Below are 18,871 nucleotides of genomic sequence, written 5' to 3'. Positions count from 1 at the left end.
ATTGTGTACAATACGACGTGGCACCGGATTGATTGTTATATTTAGGAGATCCCTGGCGCACACATAACCCTTGAGCGTGTTGATCATATGAGATTATTTTCACTGTTGGCTTAAACTCTCTTGGGCCACCCCAATAATTACAATGAGCGCATATCTTTTTTGTTTTTGACACGCTCGCTGGCATGGAAAGAATACTCATAGGAACCTTCTTGTATTTTGTAGTATCATATGGACAAGTTAAGCAGCAGATGTTTAAGCAATGCTACTTAACTTGTATCTTTCAATAATATATTCTTAAGGCTCTATGATGCCCCCTCTCTTTCTGCATATCTTACATTCAGCAGTACCACCTTTGTTTTGAGAAACGCACTTATAGCATCCCAATGTCCCACAGTTGTTACATTTCCTTGCAGGTCCTTGTTTTACGCCACAATTGGGGCATGGTTTTGATGAACTCCAAGACATTCCCATAATCTTCTCCTTCATATTTGGCTGATATTATTTGAGACGAGTGCCGTTTCAGCCATATTTCAGACACCCATCTTAACTGTTTTAAAGAAACGATCTCTTTAAAATGTTCCTTTTATTCTTTCTGGCTAAGAAGAACCACTGCTCCAGACAATGCAAAATGTAGCCACAAGCTCTTGCTCCTTTTCTCAGTGGCTTTTTCAAGAGCTTGAGCATACGTGACTAATTGCCCAGCATATCCTACCGCTTTTTTTTTCAACACATCTCTACCGCCCAATGACGTCTTATGATCGATGATGACATCTCCATCCGGCTGTCGGGAAAGCATGTCTATCCAACCACTTCCTTTTTGTAATCCTCTCTTGAGATGGATCGGCCATTCTGTGAGGACCTCGCCGATGCCTGCCGGGTCAATTGTCTTCGTGATGAAGGCTTGCAAGCGATGATGAATTTCTAGCAGCATGTCTGCATTAAGGTCTTTAAGGCTCAGACTACTGACAATCCTTTTCCCTCTTGCTTTGAGAGCAGCATCATCTTGATCCGGCGTTGCCACAGCTAGGAAAGCATGGACGGCGTCACCCAAATCTACGCGGGAGTCAGTTGTCTTAGTCAGCAAGGGCGGTCCAAGTTCAAAGAACTCAACGGAGACCTTTTCTTCGTCTATTGTATCGCCACTTGGCACGAATCGCGCCAAAGGATGATGTGCTGTTTTCTCTGGAAGCACTGGGGCATGACTTTGAGTGATTGCGGCTTTTCCCCCTTCCTCAGTTGGTGTGAGGCACACGGTTTCGACAGGAAAGGATTGCTTGCCCACTTCTATCTGACTCACTCCGTATATCTCAGGCAAAGACATGATCTGGTTGCCGCCCGCATTTTCATAACCGTCCAGCCAAGCTGTTGGTGAGCCTTTGCCTTCCTCTCGGGCTGCAAGGATCATGTAGTCCCTAGCCCGTGTCATGCCGACGTATAGCAGACGCAACCGCTCCCGACGCTCCTGTTCAAAGGCTTCCTTGGCAATATCGCTTTCATCAACTGCATCAGAAAAGTCTGCGATCTTTTTCTGTGCCCCAAAAGGCCAGGGCCAATAGCGGAGCCATCGGCCAGCCAGAGGATCGTCGAGATCAAAGTGAGCATCGGAGGACTGTATGCTCAAACCAAACGGATTTTTGCGCTCCTTGGAATCAAGCCTGGTCAAAATGACAACAGGCCATTCAAGCCCTTTAGATTTGTGATAGGTCAGAACCTGCACGGCATCGTCACCAACGCCAACAGCTTGGTCGTCCGCCTCATTCTTTTCCAATTGGTGAAAATGATGAACAAGCCCGGCAGGCGTGCAAGCGCATCGACGAGCTTTACAGGTCGATTCATATCCCAAAGCGTGACCGCGCAGAGCATCCAGATTTGCCTGCCTGAGAGCCGGATTGCCCCAACCTAATGCCATGCGGCTTGCATCAGAAAGATCAATGGCTAAATCCAACACCTCAGATGGTGTCAGCGAAGCGAGTCCCTGCCGCGCGTCATCAATCCGTTCGAACATGGGATGCAGGTCCTTGACGGCATCCATCCCTTTTCCCAGGGCAACTGTGAACCAATCCTCCAGTTCGAAGACCTTGGCCAACTCAGCCACAGCCAAAGTATCTTCAGCACTAAGAAGGTAGCGATAAGCAGCCATAACAAGAACGACCTCAGGACGTACCATGAGTCCGATTCGCGGAATAGCGGCACGAATACCATGCTCTTCCAGTACAGAAGCAACATCACGGCAATCCGCATTGGTCATGCAGAGGACTGCGATATCGCCAGCCTTGAGTGTGCGTTCTTCCCTTGTGATTTTGTCAAGGACCACATAGTCGGGCGCATTTTCGATCATGGACTTAATGCCATCGGCAAGACAAAGTGTGTCATTGGTTTTGTTTTTTGACTCAAATCGCCAGCATTTCAGGTGCGGGTGCTTCGGCTTGGTCGCCTTAACTTTGGAGGTCAGTCGTACCCTTTTTTCAGGGAGTCCGAACTGTCCAAAGGCTGCCGTGAAATATTCGCTGGCAAAATCAACCAAGGCAGGTTGTGTCCGCCAACTATTCGGCAGTGTCTCCGGTTCACCCAAGGCCTCGATAACAGCATCCATCAGAGCTGGATCTGAGCCTCGAAATCCGTAAATAGACTGTTTCTGGTCGCCGACCCAGACAGACTGCTTCACCAGCTTCGACAGCTTGAGAAATAACGCTAGTTGAATTGGGCTGGTATCCTGAAATTCATCGACCATCACCATGTCCAACCGTTCCTGCAATTGGCTGGCTACGTCTTTGTCTTCGACCATTTGCAGGGCCAAAGCTTCCTGGTCGGTAAAGTCAATAAGACCCAAAACCCGTTTGTATTGTTGATACAGACCTGCCGCTTCGGAGGCACAATCGAAAAGCAATGTGATGAATTGACGAACTTCCTTATGGAATCGGGGATGGGTTAAAAATTGTCCTGCCAATTCGTGAAGCGTTTCAACTTCATACGCACTTTTTTTCGTGGGTGATATTTTGGAAAGTTTGGACCATGTGGACCAATGAGGCACGCTACCACGATACAATGTGCGGCTAATTGTTTGGAGGTTTTTCTTAGCTCCCATTGTGCCTTTGGTTGTATCTCCGTCTGCCGGAAGAGCAGCAATGGTTCGCTCCAATTCCCGTACAATTTCGGAATCAAGCTTTTTGCCTTCGGCTTCAGAAATGGGATCAGGTAGTAATTCCTTGAGTAATTCCCAGGAGTGCTTTCCACTTTCCAACATCATTTTACGGTCAATAGCATTCGACCTAGCTTTGTCGATAATGTCTTTGACGATGTCTTCCCAACCTTCAATCTCCAACGAACGCACAAGCGGAACAATCTGCTTGGCACGTCGCCCGATGGCATCTGAAATTGCGACACGAAAGACAGCCCCGTCTTCACCTTCGGGGAGCACCTCGACTGTCGGGGATTGCCCGATTTCAAAAGCGTAATCCTTGAGAAGTGCGCCACAGACAGAGTTAACGGTACCAATGTAACCACCAAATACGCGCTGTGCATCTTCCGTCCGGTCCAATTCAAAAAGCTTTGAGCGAAAACGACTGCCAATCTCTTGAGCGGCCTTCTTGGTGAAGGTGGTTGCAACAACGCCTTCAGGACGGACGCCCTCATCAAGGCTGTTCACGAAGGTTTCCGTCAAAGAGTAGGTCTTTCCTGAACCAGCACTCGCGCTTATCAATTTGATATTTTTACTCATATCCCACCCCGCATACCATTGCGTAATCACAGAAAAAGCAGCCTGTGCCGAAATCGAATTCCTTTTCCTCATCGCTGGGTGCAATGGCCTCCACGTCTCCGGCCATCAGTCGGTCAATGGTGGCGTCATACCGCTCACGCACCATTTCCCATGTGGCTTTCAAGTCAGAATCAACAACGTCTTCTGGGGGCAACCATGGAGCCTGTGAAGATATCAGTTCGGTCTGAGCGAGCATGTAGTATGCTCCAAAGGCTGGAAAATCGTCCTTGTCGAGCATCCAGCAATAGGCCGCGAGTTGCAGAGCTATTCCCTTCTCTAGCTCTTCACGGCGATATTTGCTTTTGTTCGTCCACTTCATATCCCACACAACAGGATTGCCTTTGTCGTCTTCAAGGCTGATATCGACGTAGCCGCGATATGTCTGACCACCTGCGTCCGTCCGTTCAACTTCCCTTTCACTTTCAACGACTGACAGCCCTGCGCCTTCTATACGTTCGAACAAATCGCCCACGGCCCGACGGAGTCTAGATCTTAAAAACTCTCGCTTAGTTTCCATACCGGGCAGCAGATACGTTGCAGCCATCTCCTTGAGGCGAGAGTCGAATAGGGTTGTGGCTCTAGATACGGCTTCGTCGGATTTCCAGTTCTGAGACTCGTTGATCAAATCCTCGACTATGGAGTGGCAGAATGAACCGATAAGCTGATTGCCTTGGCAGAGAGTCGGGCTTCCTGTTGCGCTGATCTTAAGGACATGACTCAACACCCAAGCCAGCGGACATTTGATAAGCTTTGACATGCCTGACGGAGATTCCTTCTCTCGCCTTTCGATGATACCCGCCGGAGCCTGCCATTGATCCTGAAATGTCAGAGCCGCGTTCTCCGTCACGGGTTCAAGAGGAATAATCCTCTCCAACAGCTTGCCGTCGCCACGACGAAGTTGTGAAGCCGAAACCGTCATGGATGGAATATCTGTCTCTTCGGAAAGCTTCGTTGCGGCAGCTATGTTTTCCCAGAAGGGATGGGGAGCTAGGGGTTCTCCTCCATCCTGTTCCGGCATAACGAGAATCAGCCTCTTCGTGGCATTGCACGCAGCCTGTTGCCAGGATGAAAGCTCTAAGTTCCGTTGTAAATCAACATCCTTCATGCGAACGCCAGCACTGCTCAGGGCTTCTATCTCGGCATTCGTCCATGGCAAACGGCCAGACGGCAGTCCTGTCATAGTGAAGTTCCACCAAATAACTGTGCCAACATTACCGCCGAGTTGTCCCGGATGTGACAAGACCGTCCACGGTGAAGCTTCGGCCTTGTCTGAGACTGCCGCACCGCCACCTATGACTGAATCAAGCATTCGATCCAATTGAGGCTTCGGAATGGCCTGTCGGCCTATTTCGCCCACCGCTTCCGCAAGCTCCAATGCCATGCCTGACACTGCACTCATCAGTTTCCCTTCTTGAGCCCGGATTCCCTTTGCCGCCCAGTCACTCAAGCGCAAACAAATGTCACGGATGGTTTCAACATCCAATCCTGTATGTGGAGGCACACGTTTTACTTCGGTCCAAAAACGTAAATCCTCCAGCAACACGTCCGCATTCTCCTGCCTTCGTGCCCATTCTTCACACTTGGCAACAGCCTCAAGCCATTTCTTTCCACCCAGGCCAGGTTCTTTTTCAAGGGCGCGTACAAGACGACCAGCCATGGCTGGATGCAAAGGGCATATTGGTGCAGTCAAAAATTCAAGATACCGCTGCGGGTCGAACGGAGCCCAATGAATTCCTAACCCTAAGGGCAACAACTGCAACGCAGCACGCCATTGGGATCGACTTCCACCACCAGGGCGAGGCAAGCCGTGCCTACGCATGGCGGCATCCAAAACTTCTGTTCCAGATTCTGCAATAATGACTACGGTTCCCTCATTGTTTTCTTCAGCAGCAAGCCACGCTCCCAAAGCGTCTGCCGCCTCCAGAGCAGTCGAAGCACTCAAGCAAATCAGCGAACCGTCCGCTTTAAAAAAACCATCGCCAACGCCTGAATCACAGAGGGCTCCATGCAGCACATCCAGGTCAGTGGGTGCTTTCGTCGAGAAATCGAACTGAGTCACACTGATGCTGACGCCCTCTTGCTCCAACGTTGTAAAAAGCCTACGCCAACAAGATGGCCATTGCGCTTGTTCATGCACATGCAGCGTCACTTCTGAAACACCTGAAATGCTGTATTTGACGAGCGAGTCGAGAACGACTTCAATGCGTTCAGCAAGGCCGGGCAATATGTTGGCTTCTTCAAGGATCGCCATATCTGTCAATCGCGACGAGGAGCCTAGATTGCTCCCATCCCAACCTGACAATCGAAGCTGATCCCGTAATACAAGAAGACTCTTCGCCGAAGACCACCCATCAGCTTCAAAGGATTTTTTGTAGAAAGGTTCACCAGTCTTGCAAAGCGCATCCATTGCCGCAAGGTAGCGGGCAATACGAATCGGCTGCCCATAATGGGCACCGACCAGTCCAAGGCGGGTTTCAAGGATACTGACCAAACCAAGCGGGCCAGTCGTTACTACACCTTCTACCGCTTCTGCTGCTCCCAATTCGCCAGGGAAGCTGCCACCATCAAAACAATATCCAACCTGTATTCTCATGAAGCACGTTTTCCTTCTGCGTTCTACGATCTTCAAGGGTAGATAACGCACCATCATTCCAGAATATGGAACAACGTTCTCGACATCTTGCGGGGAGATTGCCACAAATCGGCAACATATTCCAACATATTCATTTCATGATGAAAACTGCAAAGAATCTTCGTTGTGGGGAAAAGTAAACCATAGCCTGACAAGAGTGGTGTATGCTTTGAAGGAGCGTGCTGGGTTAGATGGCATGTACTTATAAATCTGCTGTTGTCCCAATATCCCATTGTCACTGTGCTTCTCAAAATATTTAAGACATATATTACCTCAGTGAAGACTAATCCTTTTTAGCTTCAAATTAACTAATTGTCTCCAGTACCGCGAAAAGCAGTACTGGGGTTTTCTCTTTTTAAGGAGGTAATATGGAATCCCAGATGTGTTCCCCTGAAATTACGGAATTGGTAGAGGCTATGATCCAGGTGCAGCAGACGTTGTCACCTGCGCTCAAGGATGCTGAAAACACTTTTACCAACAGTCGCTATGCAACGCTTCACTCGGTCATGAATGCATGTCGTGATGCTCTTCTTCAGCACGGTATTTGGCTGACCCAGTATCCGGTTTCTGTCGAATTGAACCAGCTCGGTCTTGTAACCAAGATCGTCCATGCTGAAACAGGTCAATGGCAAGCCTCATTGTTGACCATGCCGTTACCCAAAAATGATCCACAAGGATATGGCTCGGCTATGACCTATGCACGTCGATATGGATTATCCGCGTTGATCGGGATTGTGACGGAGAACGATGATGATGGTGAAATGGCCTCTCAGCAGAGAGAACCGCAAAATGGAGTTTTCCAGTCCCGGAACTGCGGGAACAATTCACCCGCTGCACAGCCATTATCGATGGCCAAGGGTAATGCCCCTGGGGCAGTTAATCTACCACGTCTTGATGGCGTTCAGTATCGAAAAGGTACAGCCAATGACGGCAAGCAATGTGTCTTGGCAACTGGTGATACTCATCCCAAGAAGGAATTCCTTCGTAAAGCCGGTTTCCGTTGGGATGGCACTCGTAAAGTTTGGTGGAGGTATGCAGATGCAGCGTGATGACATCAAGGCACAAGGTCTGTTGCGATTGTTGACTCAAGGGCTTCTGGCACACGCTGAGTATAAAACAGCCAGTGAGCTTGGAGATCGTAGTCAGTACATCGGTATGTCTGACATCGGAAAAGGGATGGAATGTATGCGATCAGCCGTAGCGAGTAAGCTTGGAGCATCTGCCATTCCCGTCTCAGCCGCCATAGGTGAGCTCGCTCAGGGTGACTTGGCCCACGTTCTCGGTCGCCAGATCATCCTACAACGTGGCCATTGGCAGGAAGATGGAGTTCAAAAGGCTCTGCAAGCTGCTGGCGTTAAATTGATCCCACAGCTTGAGATCTCCGTTGAACACAGTGGGGTGCCTATGAAGGCGCACTTGGATTTTACCCTGGTTTGGGGCGGAGATCGTCCTGCTGTACGGATTCTGGAACTCAAGAGTAATGAGCGTATCCCGGAGTCGTTGTATGCGTCGTATGAAGCGCAACTCTATGGCCAGGTGGGATTGTTGAAATCCTATTGGAACAAGCCGTGCTTTTCCGTAACGGAAGCAGGAGTTAAAAAGGCCACATTCCCACAAGCTGTGCGTTCGATCTTCGGCGTGGATCTCCCAGAATCCCCTGAGGATGTAGACATTGAAGGCTGGGTACTTTCCATATCCATATCCATGGCCAAGGTTAAACCGTTTGGGCCGTATCAACCGGAGAAGAGCATGCTGGAGGCCTGCTTACAAACAGCGGTAGGAATTTGGCGAACGATGGAAGATGTCCGTTCCGGTACTTTGGAGTTAAACGATCTCGATTACTGCCGAGGCTTTCACCCGTTATGCGATTGGTGTGACGTCAACAAGGACTGTCCGAAGTTCCAGGATGTGAACATCCCATCGGACTCTGCTTGTGGGCTTGAGCTGGAAGAACTCGCCATACTCAAGGAGAGCAAAACAACCATAGAAAAGCGTATTGCTGAGGCTGAAGAGCGTATCAGACAGACGTATCGTTCGATTGGATCTCAGGACTGGGTATCCGTTGGAGGCCATCGTTTTCGGGTTGCAACGGTTTCAGGTCGAAAGACATTGGATCGATCTCTAGTGATGGATACTTTGACGGAGTTGATCGACGACCTTACGGCTCAAGATGCTTTGGAGCAATGTGAGAAGACTGGCAAGCCTCATGAGCGCTTGTATATTGGGAAAATCAATAAAATTCTAAAGTCAGTAGCTTAGGCTCCGCCGTCAGTGGCTTATTCTAAATCCCAGAATAAGCCACTGACGTTCGTATATTATTTTTTCATCCCCCATACAAATTTTCTCTCAAGTTTCCATTTCTTGGAATAGTTCTCAATTATCTTGAACTAAATGAGGAGGGGAATTCCATTTCCCACCATGTAATTCAAACAAGGAGAAATTATGCGTGACTTATTGACTTTTTTCGGTGGCGTTGCTGTTGGCGTATTGGCTGTGACAGGCGTGTATGCATTAGAAGAGGCTGAGAGCCTTTCCTTTGTCGATTGTGATGACGATGATGAATGCGATTCCAATGTTAAACACAGCACAGAGGAGCCGGAAGAAGCGGCGTGCTAGTTTCAACCGTAGTGACGGAGGCTTAATCTTCCGTCACTACAGGGAACAAAGCTTAAATATATAGCAACCATTGTGAGGCTTACCACAACATGCTTATTTCGGACTACCTTAACCAAGAATTGGACGTGCAAACTAAAGGGGACAGCTCTGACAGACATCTTCTGGTTCGCGAACTGAAAAAACTAGGGATTCACTGCTTTTGGGATTACAAAGTCGATAAGCTTTTTATCCAAACTATTTATTGGGGAGAATGGGCTCCAGTTGATAAACTCCTGTTTAACTGTCTTCCGTCAGACTGCCGCGTATCGGATTTTGTTTTGACGGAGTGGACTAGTGCCTTTGATCTCCCCGCTGGAATAAGCATTGACAGTCTTCATCATTTTAGTTGTTTCCCTGAGCGCGAAGGACAGGTTCGAGGCGAGTGGAAAACTAAATTCACTTATGTCCATCCTTTGATTGCACAAGCCAGATTGAATCCAACCTCACTTACGCGCGAACAATGGGTAAAACTTTTTAGTGAAGTGTTTACTGGCTACAAAGTTAGCCTTGATAGAGATCATAGAATTGTCATTGATTCTTCAAAAGGAGGTCATGGGTTTAGGGTTATCGATAGGCCAGACGAGTTAATTTGTATCCCTGAGATGTTGACAGTTCTCCACCGTATTGAATTTGCAGGGATTGCTCCCATGAATTTGGACAGCCTACTATGTAAGGATATTAACATTTCAAAGGAGCTAGGATTTTATGTGTAATCCGACTTCAGCCGATGAAGCCTTTATGGCGAAATTGGCCAAGAGTGAAGACGTAGTAGTGCATTGGAAATATTCGACTCGGCAAATATATGTAGACCTAGAGCTATATGTGGGCCGGTATTCTGAGGAGAGTCAACCTCTTTACGAGATTCCGAAAAACATTTGTACCGGGACACTATTCGTTGATGAAAGAGGTTGTCTGTGCAAGATTTCCAATGGGGTACAGGCCGTAGAATGTGTCCATTACAGCTATGACGAAAATAGAAAAGGTGCGTTTAAAATAGAGCCTGTTCCAAAATTAAAGGCGCATTTTAGTGGATATACATTTATACAGGTGCCGGAGTTGCTGCGTAGGGTCGATGAAGGAGAGTCTTTGACTTTGAAAGAGTGGTGTGAAGCGGCTCGTATGGCTTATGGTCACAAGGTTGAAGCCGACATAAATGATGGGCGTCTCGTTTTGACTTGCAAAGGCGATATGTGGCCAGATGTAGTGGTTTGCAAGCGGCCAATGTGTCTTTCGCGATTGCCTGAGAACACTCTTGTGCGTGGCCCTATTGCTTTTCAAGGAGTGAAGCCGCCTGTTGGGCTTGAAGTCGACCAAGAATCTCTCCAGAGAATGGACCATAGTGTCCGTATGGGGTAATTTTATGCCTATTAAACCGCCAGGTGCTTCGGACTATGCTTGCCGAGAATGTGGTCATCTTTTTTTACAAAGCAACCTCTTAAGAAAAATCTTTAGGAAAACCTTCCCTTGGCCCGCTGCTAAGGAAAAGCAACAGGAACTACAGTGCCCGAAATGCGGAAGTAAAGATATCGGGCTTTTGTTCTACTAATGGTCTATCAATCACCAGCTACTCTTCAAGAGTCTTTGTACTCCCTTGCAAGGGATGAAGGCCTTTAGCTTTAGACGCCCCAACACGGCGTTTAAATTTGTCCATTGCACTATTTTTGGCTGCAGAAGGTTCCTGAGTAGCTTGGTGAGAGTCAAGAAGAGCCTGTTGAGAAGCAGTCAGAGAGTTAATCGCATTTGTTCCCTTTATCATTGGGGCCAAGCTTAAATGAGTGTCTTCATATCCTTGTTCAATCCACGAAGAAACTTTGCTTGGATCAAATCCCAGCACATCTGGGATGACACTTCCGCGTTGGATGCTGCTTCGGGGGCGTATTTCTATCACATTTAATTCTGGGAAATCTTGCCGTCGCCACATAGAGCCGTCTCGAAGGTGGGTTACTATGGCGTGGGTACACCCGGCTTCAATTAGAGGAGTAATCGGCGTATTTCCTTGTGTGGACCTCCAGCCGCCGATTCCGCCATCATGGTACTGTTGATCATTGATCTTTTGTGCAGGAAGGAGGCCAGGGAGAGCAGATGACGCTAAAAGTGCTTTTATCTGCTCTTCATGTGGTAGGCTTTGCACATGATAAAAATGCGATTTGTCCGTATCCACAACACTCATCGATGCAGCCAGTGCTTCAATAAGAGTCTGGAGATTACCAGAACTGGGATAAACAGAAACATAAAGAGGAAGTCCCTTTTTGAGCAATTCGACACTAATGTTTTGTTCTAGAATGTTCTTAATGGGAGAGTTGCTGAGCAAGTCGACTTCGCGATCTGCGCTAGGAAAGAAAGCTAAGAAATTGGACACAGCTCCTAATGGGCTTGTATTTCCAACTATCGAAGTGAGTGGAAGTAAGAGCTTCAAAAGCGCAGACTTGTTAAGAGTTAGCGGCGAGTCTTCTCCTATCTTTTTCCAGAGCTCTTTTAAACGAACGGCTGCTTCCTCTAAATCTGGAGCACAGGCAACCATGGCTCCGTTCAAAGCTCCGATGCTCGCTCCTGATACAATATCAATAGTGATGTTTAACTCGGCGAGAGCCTTTATAACTCCTGCTTGGTAAGCGCCTTTTGCACCTCCGCCGGAGAGAACTAGACCAAATTTAGTTGATTTTGTCATTCAAGCGTATCTCCATGGATTGCTTCCACATCCTAGTCACAGCGAATGCGCAATCAAATTGAAGGGGAACACCTACCGTCGGCGACCCAGAAATATTTGTCGCAGTTCGAGGAAAATGCAGGTGTTTAGTTGCCCAGTCTCCCATGTAACTAAGCGACTGTTGCTCTTTTGGAGGGATGTTGTGACTACCTGTAACCCACTTTGGTAGTTCGATTTGGCTTTCGGTTTCCATAATTGTATGGAGTTGGATTAGCAACTTGTCCTGAGCATGCCCTATGTTGTTCTTGCAGGCCTGTGAGTCCGGGTATCTTTTGCACAATTCGCCAAAATCTCCCCAGTACAAATCGTCAATAACCAGATAAAGTTGAGTTATCGGTGAATACTGATTTAAACGTCCGGCAGCCCATTTGGCGAAAGCCCGTTCAAGATGAGTGTGAGCAGAATGTTCAATGGAAGTCTCTTTAAGTCTTTCTTCAAGTTGACCAATTCGTTGCTCGCTCCAGCCTATAAACTGTTCAAGCCTGTCATTAATTTCACAGACGCCTAGGGCTAGGTCTTTGATGTTTTTGTGAACCTCAACAAGTTGTTTGTTTATTTGAGTCGTCACAGAGTTGGTGAGCTCAATTGACTTCGTCAGTTCAACAGCAAAGTCAAAAAGTCCGCGTATGGCTTCGGTGTGATTTTCATTAATCGCGTTTTGCCGTCTGCCCCCAGCTCCTGTAATCGAATCCATAAGCCGATGACGTATCCTACTACGGTTGCTCTGGACCCGTTCAACATCTTGCGCAACGTTAATGCTGTTAACCACATCAAGAACGATTTTCTGGTGCAGGCCAGGCATCACGTCTATCGTGTCCGCCAAGCCCGCCTCTTTCAATATCGGGGTGAGACAGCTCATTATTGAAGCCTTTCGCTCAGCTTTTCTGTGTCTTCCTTGCATTCCGGAGTGACTTCCTGCAACTGTTGGATCTCTTTGAGCAGTCGTTGTTTTTCACTACTCTTCTCTTGACTGTCTTCAAGGCCTTGAAGCAGGTCGCCTCGAATGTTTTCTACAATCTCGGAAAGCTCGATAAAAAAGTCATTCAAGCTCTTGGCGAGCGGTTTTTCGATTGTTTTCTTAATCCCAGTGGACGTTAGGTTGGAAAATGCCTTTTTAATTTCTTCGGCAGCTTGTTTCTCTAGTCTTTTTATGTCTACAATGTAGAAATCTTTATCATAAGTTACATCGTCGTAGCCCCAATCGCCTTGACCCAAAAGACTTCCAAAAAATCTTTTAACCGAGCCTCCGGTAGACTCTCGAGGTACTGGTTTTGTATCTTTTTCCGTTTTGGATTCAACTTTCGCGACAAGCTGCTTTCCGCTGAATGGCAAGTTAAGCCTGTCAAGATTGGGCAAACTTAATGATATTTTTACGCCCTCCTTATTCATCCTTTCCTGTAAATCGCTCAGCAACATATTGGAAGGCTCCGCAATTCCTTTGGTCATATTCTCGTCGAAGTCACGGATGACTTCGTCTAAAGTTTTGTTTACCGCTTCCATCGTTTTGTTCAAGACACCTTCCAATGCCTCAGAGACATCTCCAACAAATTTCACTGCTTCATGCTTCTCGTCTTTTTCAAAACGAATTTTAGGTACTTTGGGATCAAAATTGGGACCTGAAATATGTCTTTCTTTGTTTCCACTAAGTTTGCTTCTTAACTTTTCAATAGAACTAGCAAAACCCGTTTTTGCCTTTTGTTGTTCCTGCTTACGTTCTTTGCTCCTTTTTTCTTCTTCGGCTTTTCCTGTTTGAAAATAATTGCGAATGACCTCAACTGTTTTGCACTCCCCTTCCTTGTACAAGGAAGTGCATTCGTTGGTCAATTGAGAGATAGATGTTTTTTTGGACTCCTCAGCAGCGGCCTTAAGTTGATCCACTTGATCAATGTCATTTTGCATTGCATCAATCATAGTCTGAATTGTCTTCACATCTGCAACAATGCAGCGACCACGTACGGCCAAGTGTTTTTCAAACTCTCCTATTATTTTTGAAAGCTTACTCGCTGCGGAATTTAAGGCAATCGAGGCAGCATCGGCATGCGACTTTTGGATGACTTCTTCTAGAGGGGCGGCAAAAAGAGAGTCTTCCCATAAGTCGATGGCAGCCGATCTAACTTTTTCCAGGTCGGCCAGATCTTCTTTCTTCCATCTTCTAAAAGCCAGGTCAGCAAAATCCACATGCCATGGAGTTTCAGTTAGCGCGAGTGCAGTCGTCGTTTTTTGCGCCTCATTGACCGCACTGAGTGCACAATTGGCCAGGTAGCCATATTTGGAAGAGACAGGATAAATTTTATCCTTATCTATTTCCCCGTCCATGAGTGATTCTGAGATTAATTCCTTCATGGAATCTAAATCGATGCTGTTTCGATCTTTTTGGTCATACTTGTTTACTAACGCGAATAAACGCCCTTTCGTGTAAGCAGAAATACTTTTCAGAATGTTTCGGACGGAGTCATCAGCTTCTGACTTCAACTGAGTAAAGTCCATAACAGTCAAAACGGCAGAAGCCTTTTGAAGTTGATCCTCCATCATCCTAGAGAGTGCTTTCATGCCAGCCTCATTCGGACCTGGAGTATCAAGAAGTATGAATTCACCAAGATTGTTTGAATCTCTTAGTGTTTCAAATTGGACTTCAATCTCCGGCAATTCTTGGATTTTGTTATACTCATCATAGGGAAAGGGGATACCGGTAATATTTGAGACTCTGACGAGGTCATTTAGCTGACGAAGGAATTGAAAAATTTCCTCTGCCCCTGTGTACTCTTCCTTGATTTTCCAACCGTTACAAATATCATCCATTGTTTTTGCAAGATCAGGGTCTTTGATTTCAAGTTCTTCACGATTGTCTTTCGCTGCGATACTACAGCAAAAATCATGTGCCGGTTTTTTGTTAGGGAACCGGAGGACAGGGATGGTTTGTCCTGGCTTATGTTTGATGAGAGTCGGCAAGGCTGTCATAGGCCTATTCCGACTGGGGAGAATCTCAGAACCGACAATCGCATTAATCGTCGTCGACTTGCCAGCTTTCATTGTGCCGACAATCGCCAAAGTTATTTCGAGATTTTTTAGCTTGTGCTGTTCTCCTTGCAGCACTTCGATGTATTTGATTATTTTCGGAAGAGTGAATGTTGCTTTCGCATTTTCTTGTTGAGCCTCAGTGACAATTTTTTTATCTCTAAGCTCCTCAAGTAACTCAATCTCCCATTCAATGAGGCGAATCGCCTCTTTCCTCATTAATTCGATGTTTTGCTCATGCATATCTTCTACTCGTTGGTTCATATGTTACCTCTATTTATAATAGCGTCGCCAATTTTCCAAAACTCCACACCCAGGCCATGAGTTCTCGTTCACTGACCGTCGTTAATTCCAAAATAAGTCCACCGTCTTCTTGGTCTTCAATTTTCTGGTCTTCGCTCCATGTCCGTTCTCGTACGTAGTCTGCAGTCTTCTCGTCAAAGGCGATGCGGAAGCGTTTGGGTTCGTGCCAACTCATGCCGAATGAGCCCTCATCGTCGATTGTCGCATCAAAATTGAAAGTTTTATCTGTCTGTGTGACATCTTGGATTCTGTGAATGGCGAAAGTCGTTGCTCGTTCCTTTTCTGCTAGCCCTTTTGATACCTTATGGCCGCGCACGTAAAGAGCGCCATTCATGGTGATGATGCGACCAGGAGCGTAAAAATAGTTTTTTGCTTCTTTTTGGGAGTTGGCTTTGTAGTCAACAAGGCAGATGTTGCGTTTTTGAGCAGCGTCTATGAGGCTTTCGATATGTTTGAAATGCCCGGTGTAATCTATGTATCCTTTGGACTTGAATCCTATCTGCTGCTGTTGTGCGTCATTTCTGCGAGCGTAATCAGGATCTGCCATGAGGGTTGAAAGCTCAAATATCGTTTTTTCGACTCTTGCTGAAATTTGTTGAGGCAGATGAGGCGATGCCAAGTCATGGCAGATGGCGAGGTAACGAAGTTCCTCGAATTCTAACCCCAGTGTACGTCTAGATGCGAGAGATTTGAGTTGGTAGTATCGGCGGCGATTTTCCGTCCCAATTTCAAGACCAGTGCCTACAGTCCCTTCTATCTCTCCGATAAGACGCATAACTGTTTGCGGTGAGCAATCAAGATATTCTGCAAGGTCGCTTTGATAGTGCCGTCTTCCTTCAAGCATAAGTTTTTGGAATAGGCGCAGGAGCTTTGTTCCATGTGAATCCAATGAGTTTTTATTAACCACGTTAAGCTCCTGTGTCAGATTGACAAATCCAAATATGAATAGATGTCGAGTGAGTTGTTTTTTTGACCATGAAAACATATTAAAATCAATAGAGTTGGTCGCATTTTTCTAACAGTTGTTTCATTAGTCTTTTCCGCAAATCGTATTTGATGGACTGTGAATGTTGAGGATAAGTCCTAGGTTAATTGGAAAGAATTTGGTTCACCCTAAATTCCCCATTTTTCAATTCGCATAAACATGTTGCTATCCGCCTATACTTCCCTTGCGCACCAGCATCTATATTGCACAGAGTATAATTCTTACTGCCTGACTGGAATTTAAATGTATCAGTTTGGTCGTCGTAGCGCCCTGTTGTCGTGAGACAGTCTTCTAGGTAAATTTCGTCATTGGCGTAGATGAAGTGGCTGAAGATTCCATATGTTGCTTCTTGAACTTGGTTAACACCTGAAGCGAAAATGATTTTTTGTTTTTTAAATGCGATAAAGCCCAAAAGACTCCCATTGGCTTCATTGCGGTAAATCGGGAGACTGAAGAATGTCATGTTGGTAGCTTCAAATTTGTTACTCATGGATTGAAGCCACCTGATCACGAATTCTCGATCTCTTTGGGAAAGTGGGTGTGATATTGGAGACTCTTGTATAGCGTGACTTCGGTGCTTTTCTGTAGAATGCCTGCAGAAAAGAAGGATGAGTGTAAAACTCAAAACTGTTATGACAACTAAGGCTCTTAAGTTTCGCGAAAGTGGTGTACGCATACAGGAAGAGAAGGAATGATGCTTCCAAAAATAGATGGGGATAAATCCAAATGCTAGCCAAGCCCAATTGGGCCATAAGGGGGCGATCTCTTTAAACTTAAGAATGTGCATGAGGAAAAGAGATAACACCGTACTTTTCCAAGAGAAGGAAAGTTGCAGACAAAATAATTGAACCGCGCAATGGGATAAAGAAAGGGTGTGACCTCAATTAGAAGAAGTCACACCATAACTTTTCGGCAACACACTGGAGTAAGTGAGGGAAAAACGTCTAAATTTGTAGAGCCTTTTGGAGCCGGGACGTCAGCTTCGTTTCTTGAACCCAAGGGATTACTAGTTCGGTCCGTGCTCGAGTCATGGCGACATAAATTAGATTCCGTGCCTGCTCTTTACCTATGCGATCAAGATCAATGAAATCAACACCTACTAATAGAACACAAGCATAATCGAGACCTTTGACGCTGTGGATGGTTGAAATGGATACTTTGTCCGTAGTTACGTCGTAGGCCTCTTTGCTTCTTGCGTCCTCTGAAATCCACTGGCAGAGAATCCCGTTTTCTTCCAGTGCATCTTTGATATGGGTGGGAATATGTAAATCTGGAATGGTTGTCGGTTTGCTCGTTGTGTAAAGCACTGCGATTTCAGATGCCGGATATCCTTTTCCCAACCATTCTTTCACTTTCTGGATGATGGTTGAAGATGTTTCATTAAAGTCGCCACAAAGAGGCATTGAAGGTGCTGGTCCATGATGTCCCAAGAGATTGGGGAGTAGTTCGTGCTGAGTGCTATTGTGATTTTGATTGACAGCTTCTCCCATGAATCGGGCAGCCCAACCAGCTATTTCTTCTGTGTTTCTGTATACCCAGTCCAAATGGTGAGTTCGTCCGCTTGCATCAATGCCAATTTCTTTCCAAGACATCCTACGTTGATAAATTCGTTGTCCTTTGTCCATGGCAATCGTCAGGCTTTTTGAAGTTGGTGACAACAGTCCCATGACGACCTTTAGCATGTCATCGGAAAAGTCCTGACCTTCATCTATCAAAATGGCATCATATTGAAGATCGCATTCTTGGCATCGCTCCATCGCTTCTTGTAGGATGAGTTCATAATAATCCTTTCCTTCACCATCATTATCCACTGTTTCATGAACTATACGAGAGCAAAGCTGGTAAAAGGGGAATACATCTATTCCTGATTTCCCCAAAGGAAGCTTCTTGTCGGCTAAGAGTCTGCGTATGTAGTTTGCCAAGGTTAGATTGTAGCAAACGAAAAGAATTCGTTTGACCTTTGGGTTGTATTTCAGAAGTTGAGCTGCTCGATGTACTAGTATGAGCGTTTTTCCGCTGCCGGAAGGGCCTGTGACGATCCTGTGCCCTTCGTCCATTTTTCTGGAAATTGCTTCTTGATTGTAGTCCAACTGCTGAAGGCGCGTCTTGTCTGTTTCGTAATCATTTTCTGCTGTTCTGTTTGGAAGTTTCATACGAATAACAGGGAAGATCACATTTCGAAGAATTTCACAGTCCTTGCCTGTTGGTTGGAAAAGAAAGACGGGGGGAAACATCTGCTTGAGCATTTCCGAGAATTTCCTGCCGGACGGATCTGTACAAATATCGGAAGAAGAATGCATGTCGTCCCAAAACAGTGTCTTATCCGCAGGGATAACGTCTCCGAGCCCCTTCTCAAGGAATTCGAATTTGTTGATGTTAGGGAAAACGGCACCGTAACTTATCGGGATTCTCGGTTTCCCGTAGTGTTCAGGTTCACGAGAGAGGAGTCTTCCGTCGTCTGTTAGCTTTTCGATTAAGTAAGAAAAATATTCCTTGGCTTGGAAAAGAGGATTTTTTCGTTTTTCAGGTTTACCTGCAATATTGAGAACGAAATATTGTGGGTTAGCTTCGATAATCTGGTTGAGAGCCCAGTCTTTAATTTCAAATATTATTAGCCCCACATCCTTGCTGAACATGATGAAATCAGGCTCTCTGCCTTTGAGGTCGGGAAGATACCAACTTAGGAATCTGCCTTCTGGCTTAGCGACGTGTTTGAGAAAATTATAGAATCGCTCTTCGCCTTCTGTTTGAAAAAAATCGACATCGTCAGGCAATATATTTGACATGGTGGTTCCTTTTTAACAGAAAAATAATTCA

Annotated in this window: 13 protein-coding genes; 5 read left to right on the top strand and 8 right to left on the bottom strand. The window is 46.2% G+C overall.

The annotated features are described in order from the left end of the window. Nucleotides 1–583 precede the first annotated feature (583 nt). Both SYK_RS06175 and SYK_RS06170 read right to left on the bottom strand, forming a co-directional pair. A complete protein-coding gene (locus tag SYK_RS06175; RefSeq protein WP_281762718.1) occupies nt 584–3,718 on the bottom strand; it encodes a UvrD-helicase domain-containing protein in 3,135 nt (1,044 codons plus the stop codon). Continuing rightward, entirely contained in the window at nt 3,711–6,350 is a 2,640-nt protein-coding gene (locus SYK_RS06170; RefSeq protein ID WP_281762717.1) for a PD-(D/E)XK nuclease family protein, read from the bottom strand. The genes SYK_RS06175 and SYK_RS06170 overlap by 8 nt, the downstream gene beginning before the upstream one ends. Before the next feature lie 407 nt (nt 6,351–6,757). On the opposite strand from SYK_RS06170, the gene SYK_RS06165 reads away from it, so the two are divergent. The 5 genes from SYK_RS06165 (at nt 6,758) to SYK_RS06145 (ending at nt 10,400) form a co-directional block, all read left to right on the top strand. Beyond that, complete coding sequence (locus tag SYK_RS06165) at nt 6,758–7,438, top strand: ERF family protein (protein WP_281762716.1); 681 nt, start codon at nt 6,758–6,760, stop codon at nt 7,436–7,438. Then, entirely contained in the window at nt 7,428–8,648 is a 1,221-nt protein-coding gene (locus SYK_RS06160) for a hypothetical protein (RefSeq protein WP_281762715.1), read from the top strand. Before SYK_RS06165 ends, SYK_RS06160 begins: the two co-directional genes overlap by 11 nt. A gap of 183 nt (nt 8,649–8,831) precedes the next feature. Beyond that, nucleotides 8,832–9,005: a hypothetical protein gene (locus tag SYK_RS06155; RefSeq protein WP_281762714.1), complete on the top strand. Its 174-nt coding sequence runs from the start codon at nt 8,832–8,834 to the stop codon at nt 9,003–9,005. 89 nt (nt 9,006–9,094) lie between these two features. Next, nucleotides 9,095–9,757: a hypothetical protein gene (locus SYK_RS06150; protein ID WP_281762713.1), complete on the top strand. Its 663-nt coding sequence runs from the start codon at nt 9,095–9,097 to the stop codon at nt 9,755–9,757. After that, the gene (locus tag SYK_RS06145) at nt 9,750–10,400 is read left to right on the top strand and encodes a hypothetical protein (protein ID WP_281762712.1); all 651 of its coding nucleotides are present in this window, start codon (nt 9,750–9,752) and stop codon (nt 10,398–10,400) included. Before SYK_RS06150 ends, SYK_RS06145 begins: the two co-directional genes overlap by 8 nt. A 208-nt stretch (nt 10,401–10,608) precedes the next feature. Here SYK_RS06145 and SYK_RS06140 read toward each other — a convergent pair whose 3' ends face one another. The 6 genes from SYK_RS06140 to SYK_RS06115 all read right to left on the bottom strand — a co-directional run bounded on the left by SYK_RS06140 (nt 10,609) and on the right by SYK_RS06115 (nt 18,840). After that, nucleotides 10,609–11,712, bottom strand: a complete 1,104-nt coding sequence (locus tag SYK_RS06140) for a patatin-like phospholipase family protein (protein WP_281762711.1) — start codon at nt 11,710–11,712, stop codon at nt 10,609–10,611. Then, nucleotides 11,696–12,553, bottom strand: a complete 858-nt coding sequence (locus SYK_RS06135) for a diguanylate cyclase regulator RdcB family protein (RefSeq protein WP_281762710.1) — start codon at nt 12,551–12,553, stop codon at nt 11,696–11,698. Before SYK_RS06135 ends, SYK_RS06140 begins: the two co-directional genes overlap by 17 nt. Before the next feature lie 56 nt (nt 12,554–12,609). Then, on the bottom strand, nt 12,610–15,030 hold the full coding sequence (locus SYK_RS06130) for a dynamin family protein (RefSeq protein WP_281762709.1): 2,421 nt from the start codon (nt 15,028–15,030) through the stop codon (nt 12,610–12,612). 13 nt (nt 15,031–15,043) lie between these two features. After that, complete coding sequence (locus tag SYK_RS06125) at nt 15,044–15,976, bottom strand: helix-turn-helix transcriptional regulator (protein WP_281762708.1); 933 nt, start codon at nt 15,974–15,976, stop codon at nt 15,044–15,046. Between the two features lie 181 nt (nt 15,977–16,157). Then, nucleotides 16,158–16,544 carry a hypothetical protein gene (locus tag SYK_RS06120; RefSeq protein ID WP_281762707.1) on the bottom strand — a complete coding sequence of 129 codons (387 nt, stop codon included), beginning with the start codon at nt 16,542–16,544 and terminating at the stop codon, nt 16,158–16,160. Nucleotides 16,545–16,998: 454 nt separating this feature from the next. Beyond that, the gene (locus SYK_RS06115) at nt 16,999–18,840 is read right to left on the bottom strand and encodes a DEAD/DEAH box helicase (RefSeq protein WP_281762706.1); all 1,842 of its coding nucleotides are present in this window, start codon (nt 18,838–18,840) and stop codon (nt 16,999–17,001) included. Nucleotides 18,841–18,871: the final 31 nt, after the last annotated feature.

Origin of the sequence: Pseudodesulfovibrio nedwellii, assembly GCF_027923765.1 — a bacterium.
GTDB classification, from domain to species: domain Bacteria; phylum Desulfobacterota; class Desulfovibrionia; order Desulfovibrionales; family Desulfovibrionaceae; genus Pseudodesulfovibrio; species Pseudodesulfovibrio nedwellii.
The sequence above is the reverse complement of the archived record's forward strand: the minus strand, read 5'-3'. Positions and strand labels throughout refer to the sequence as shown.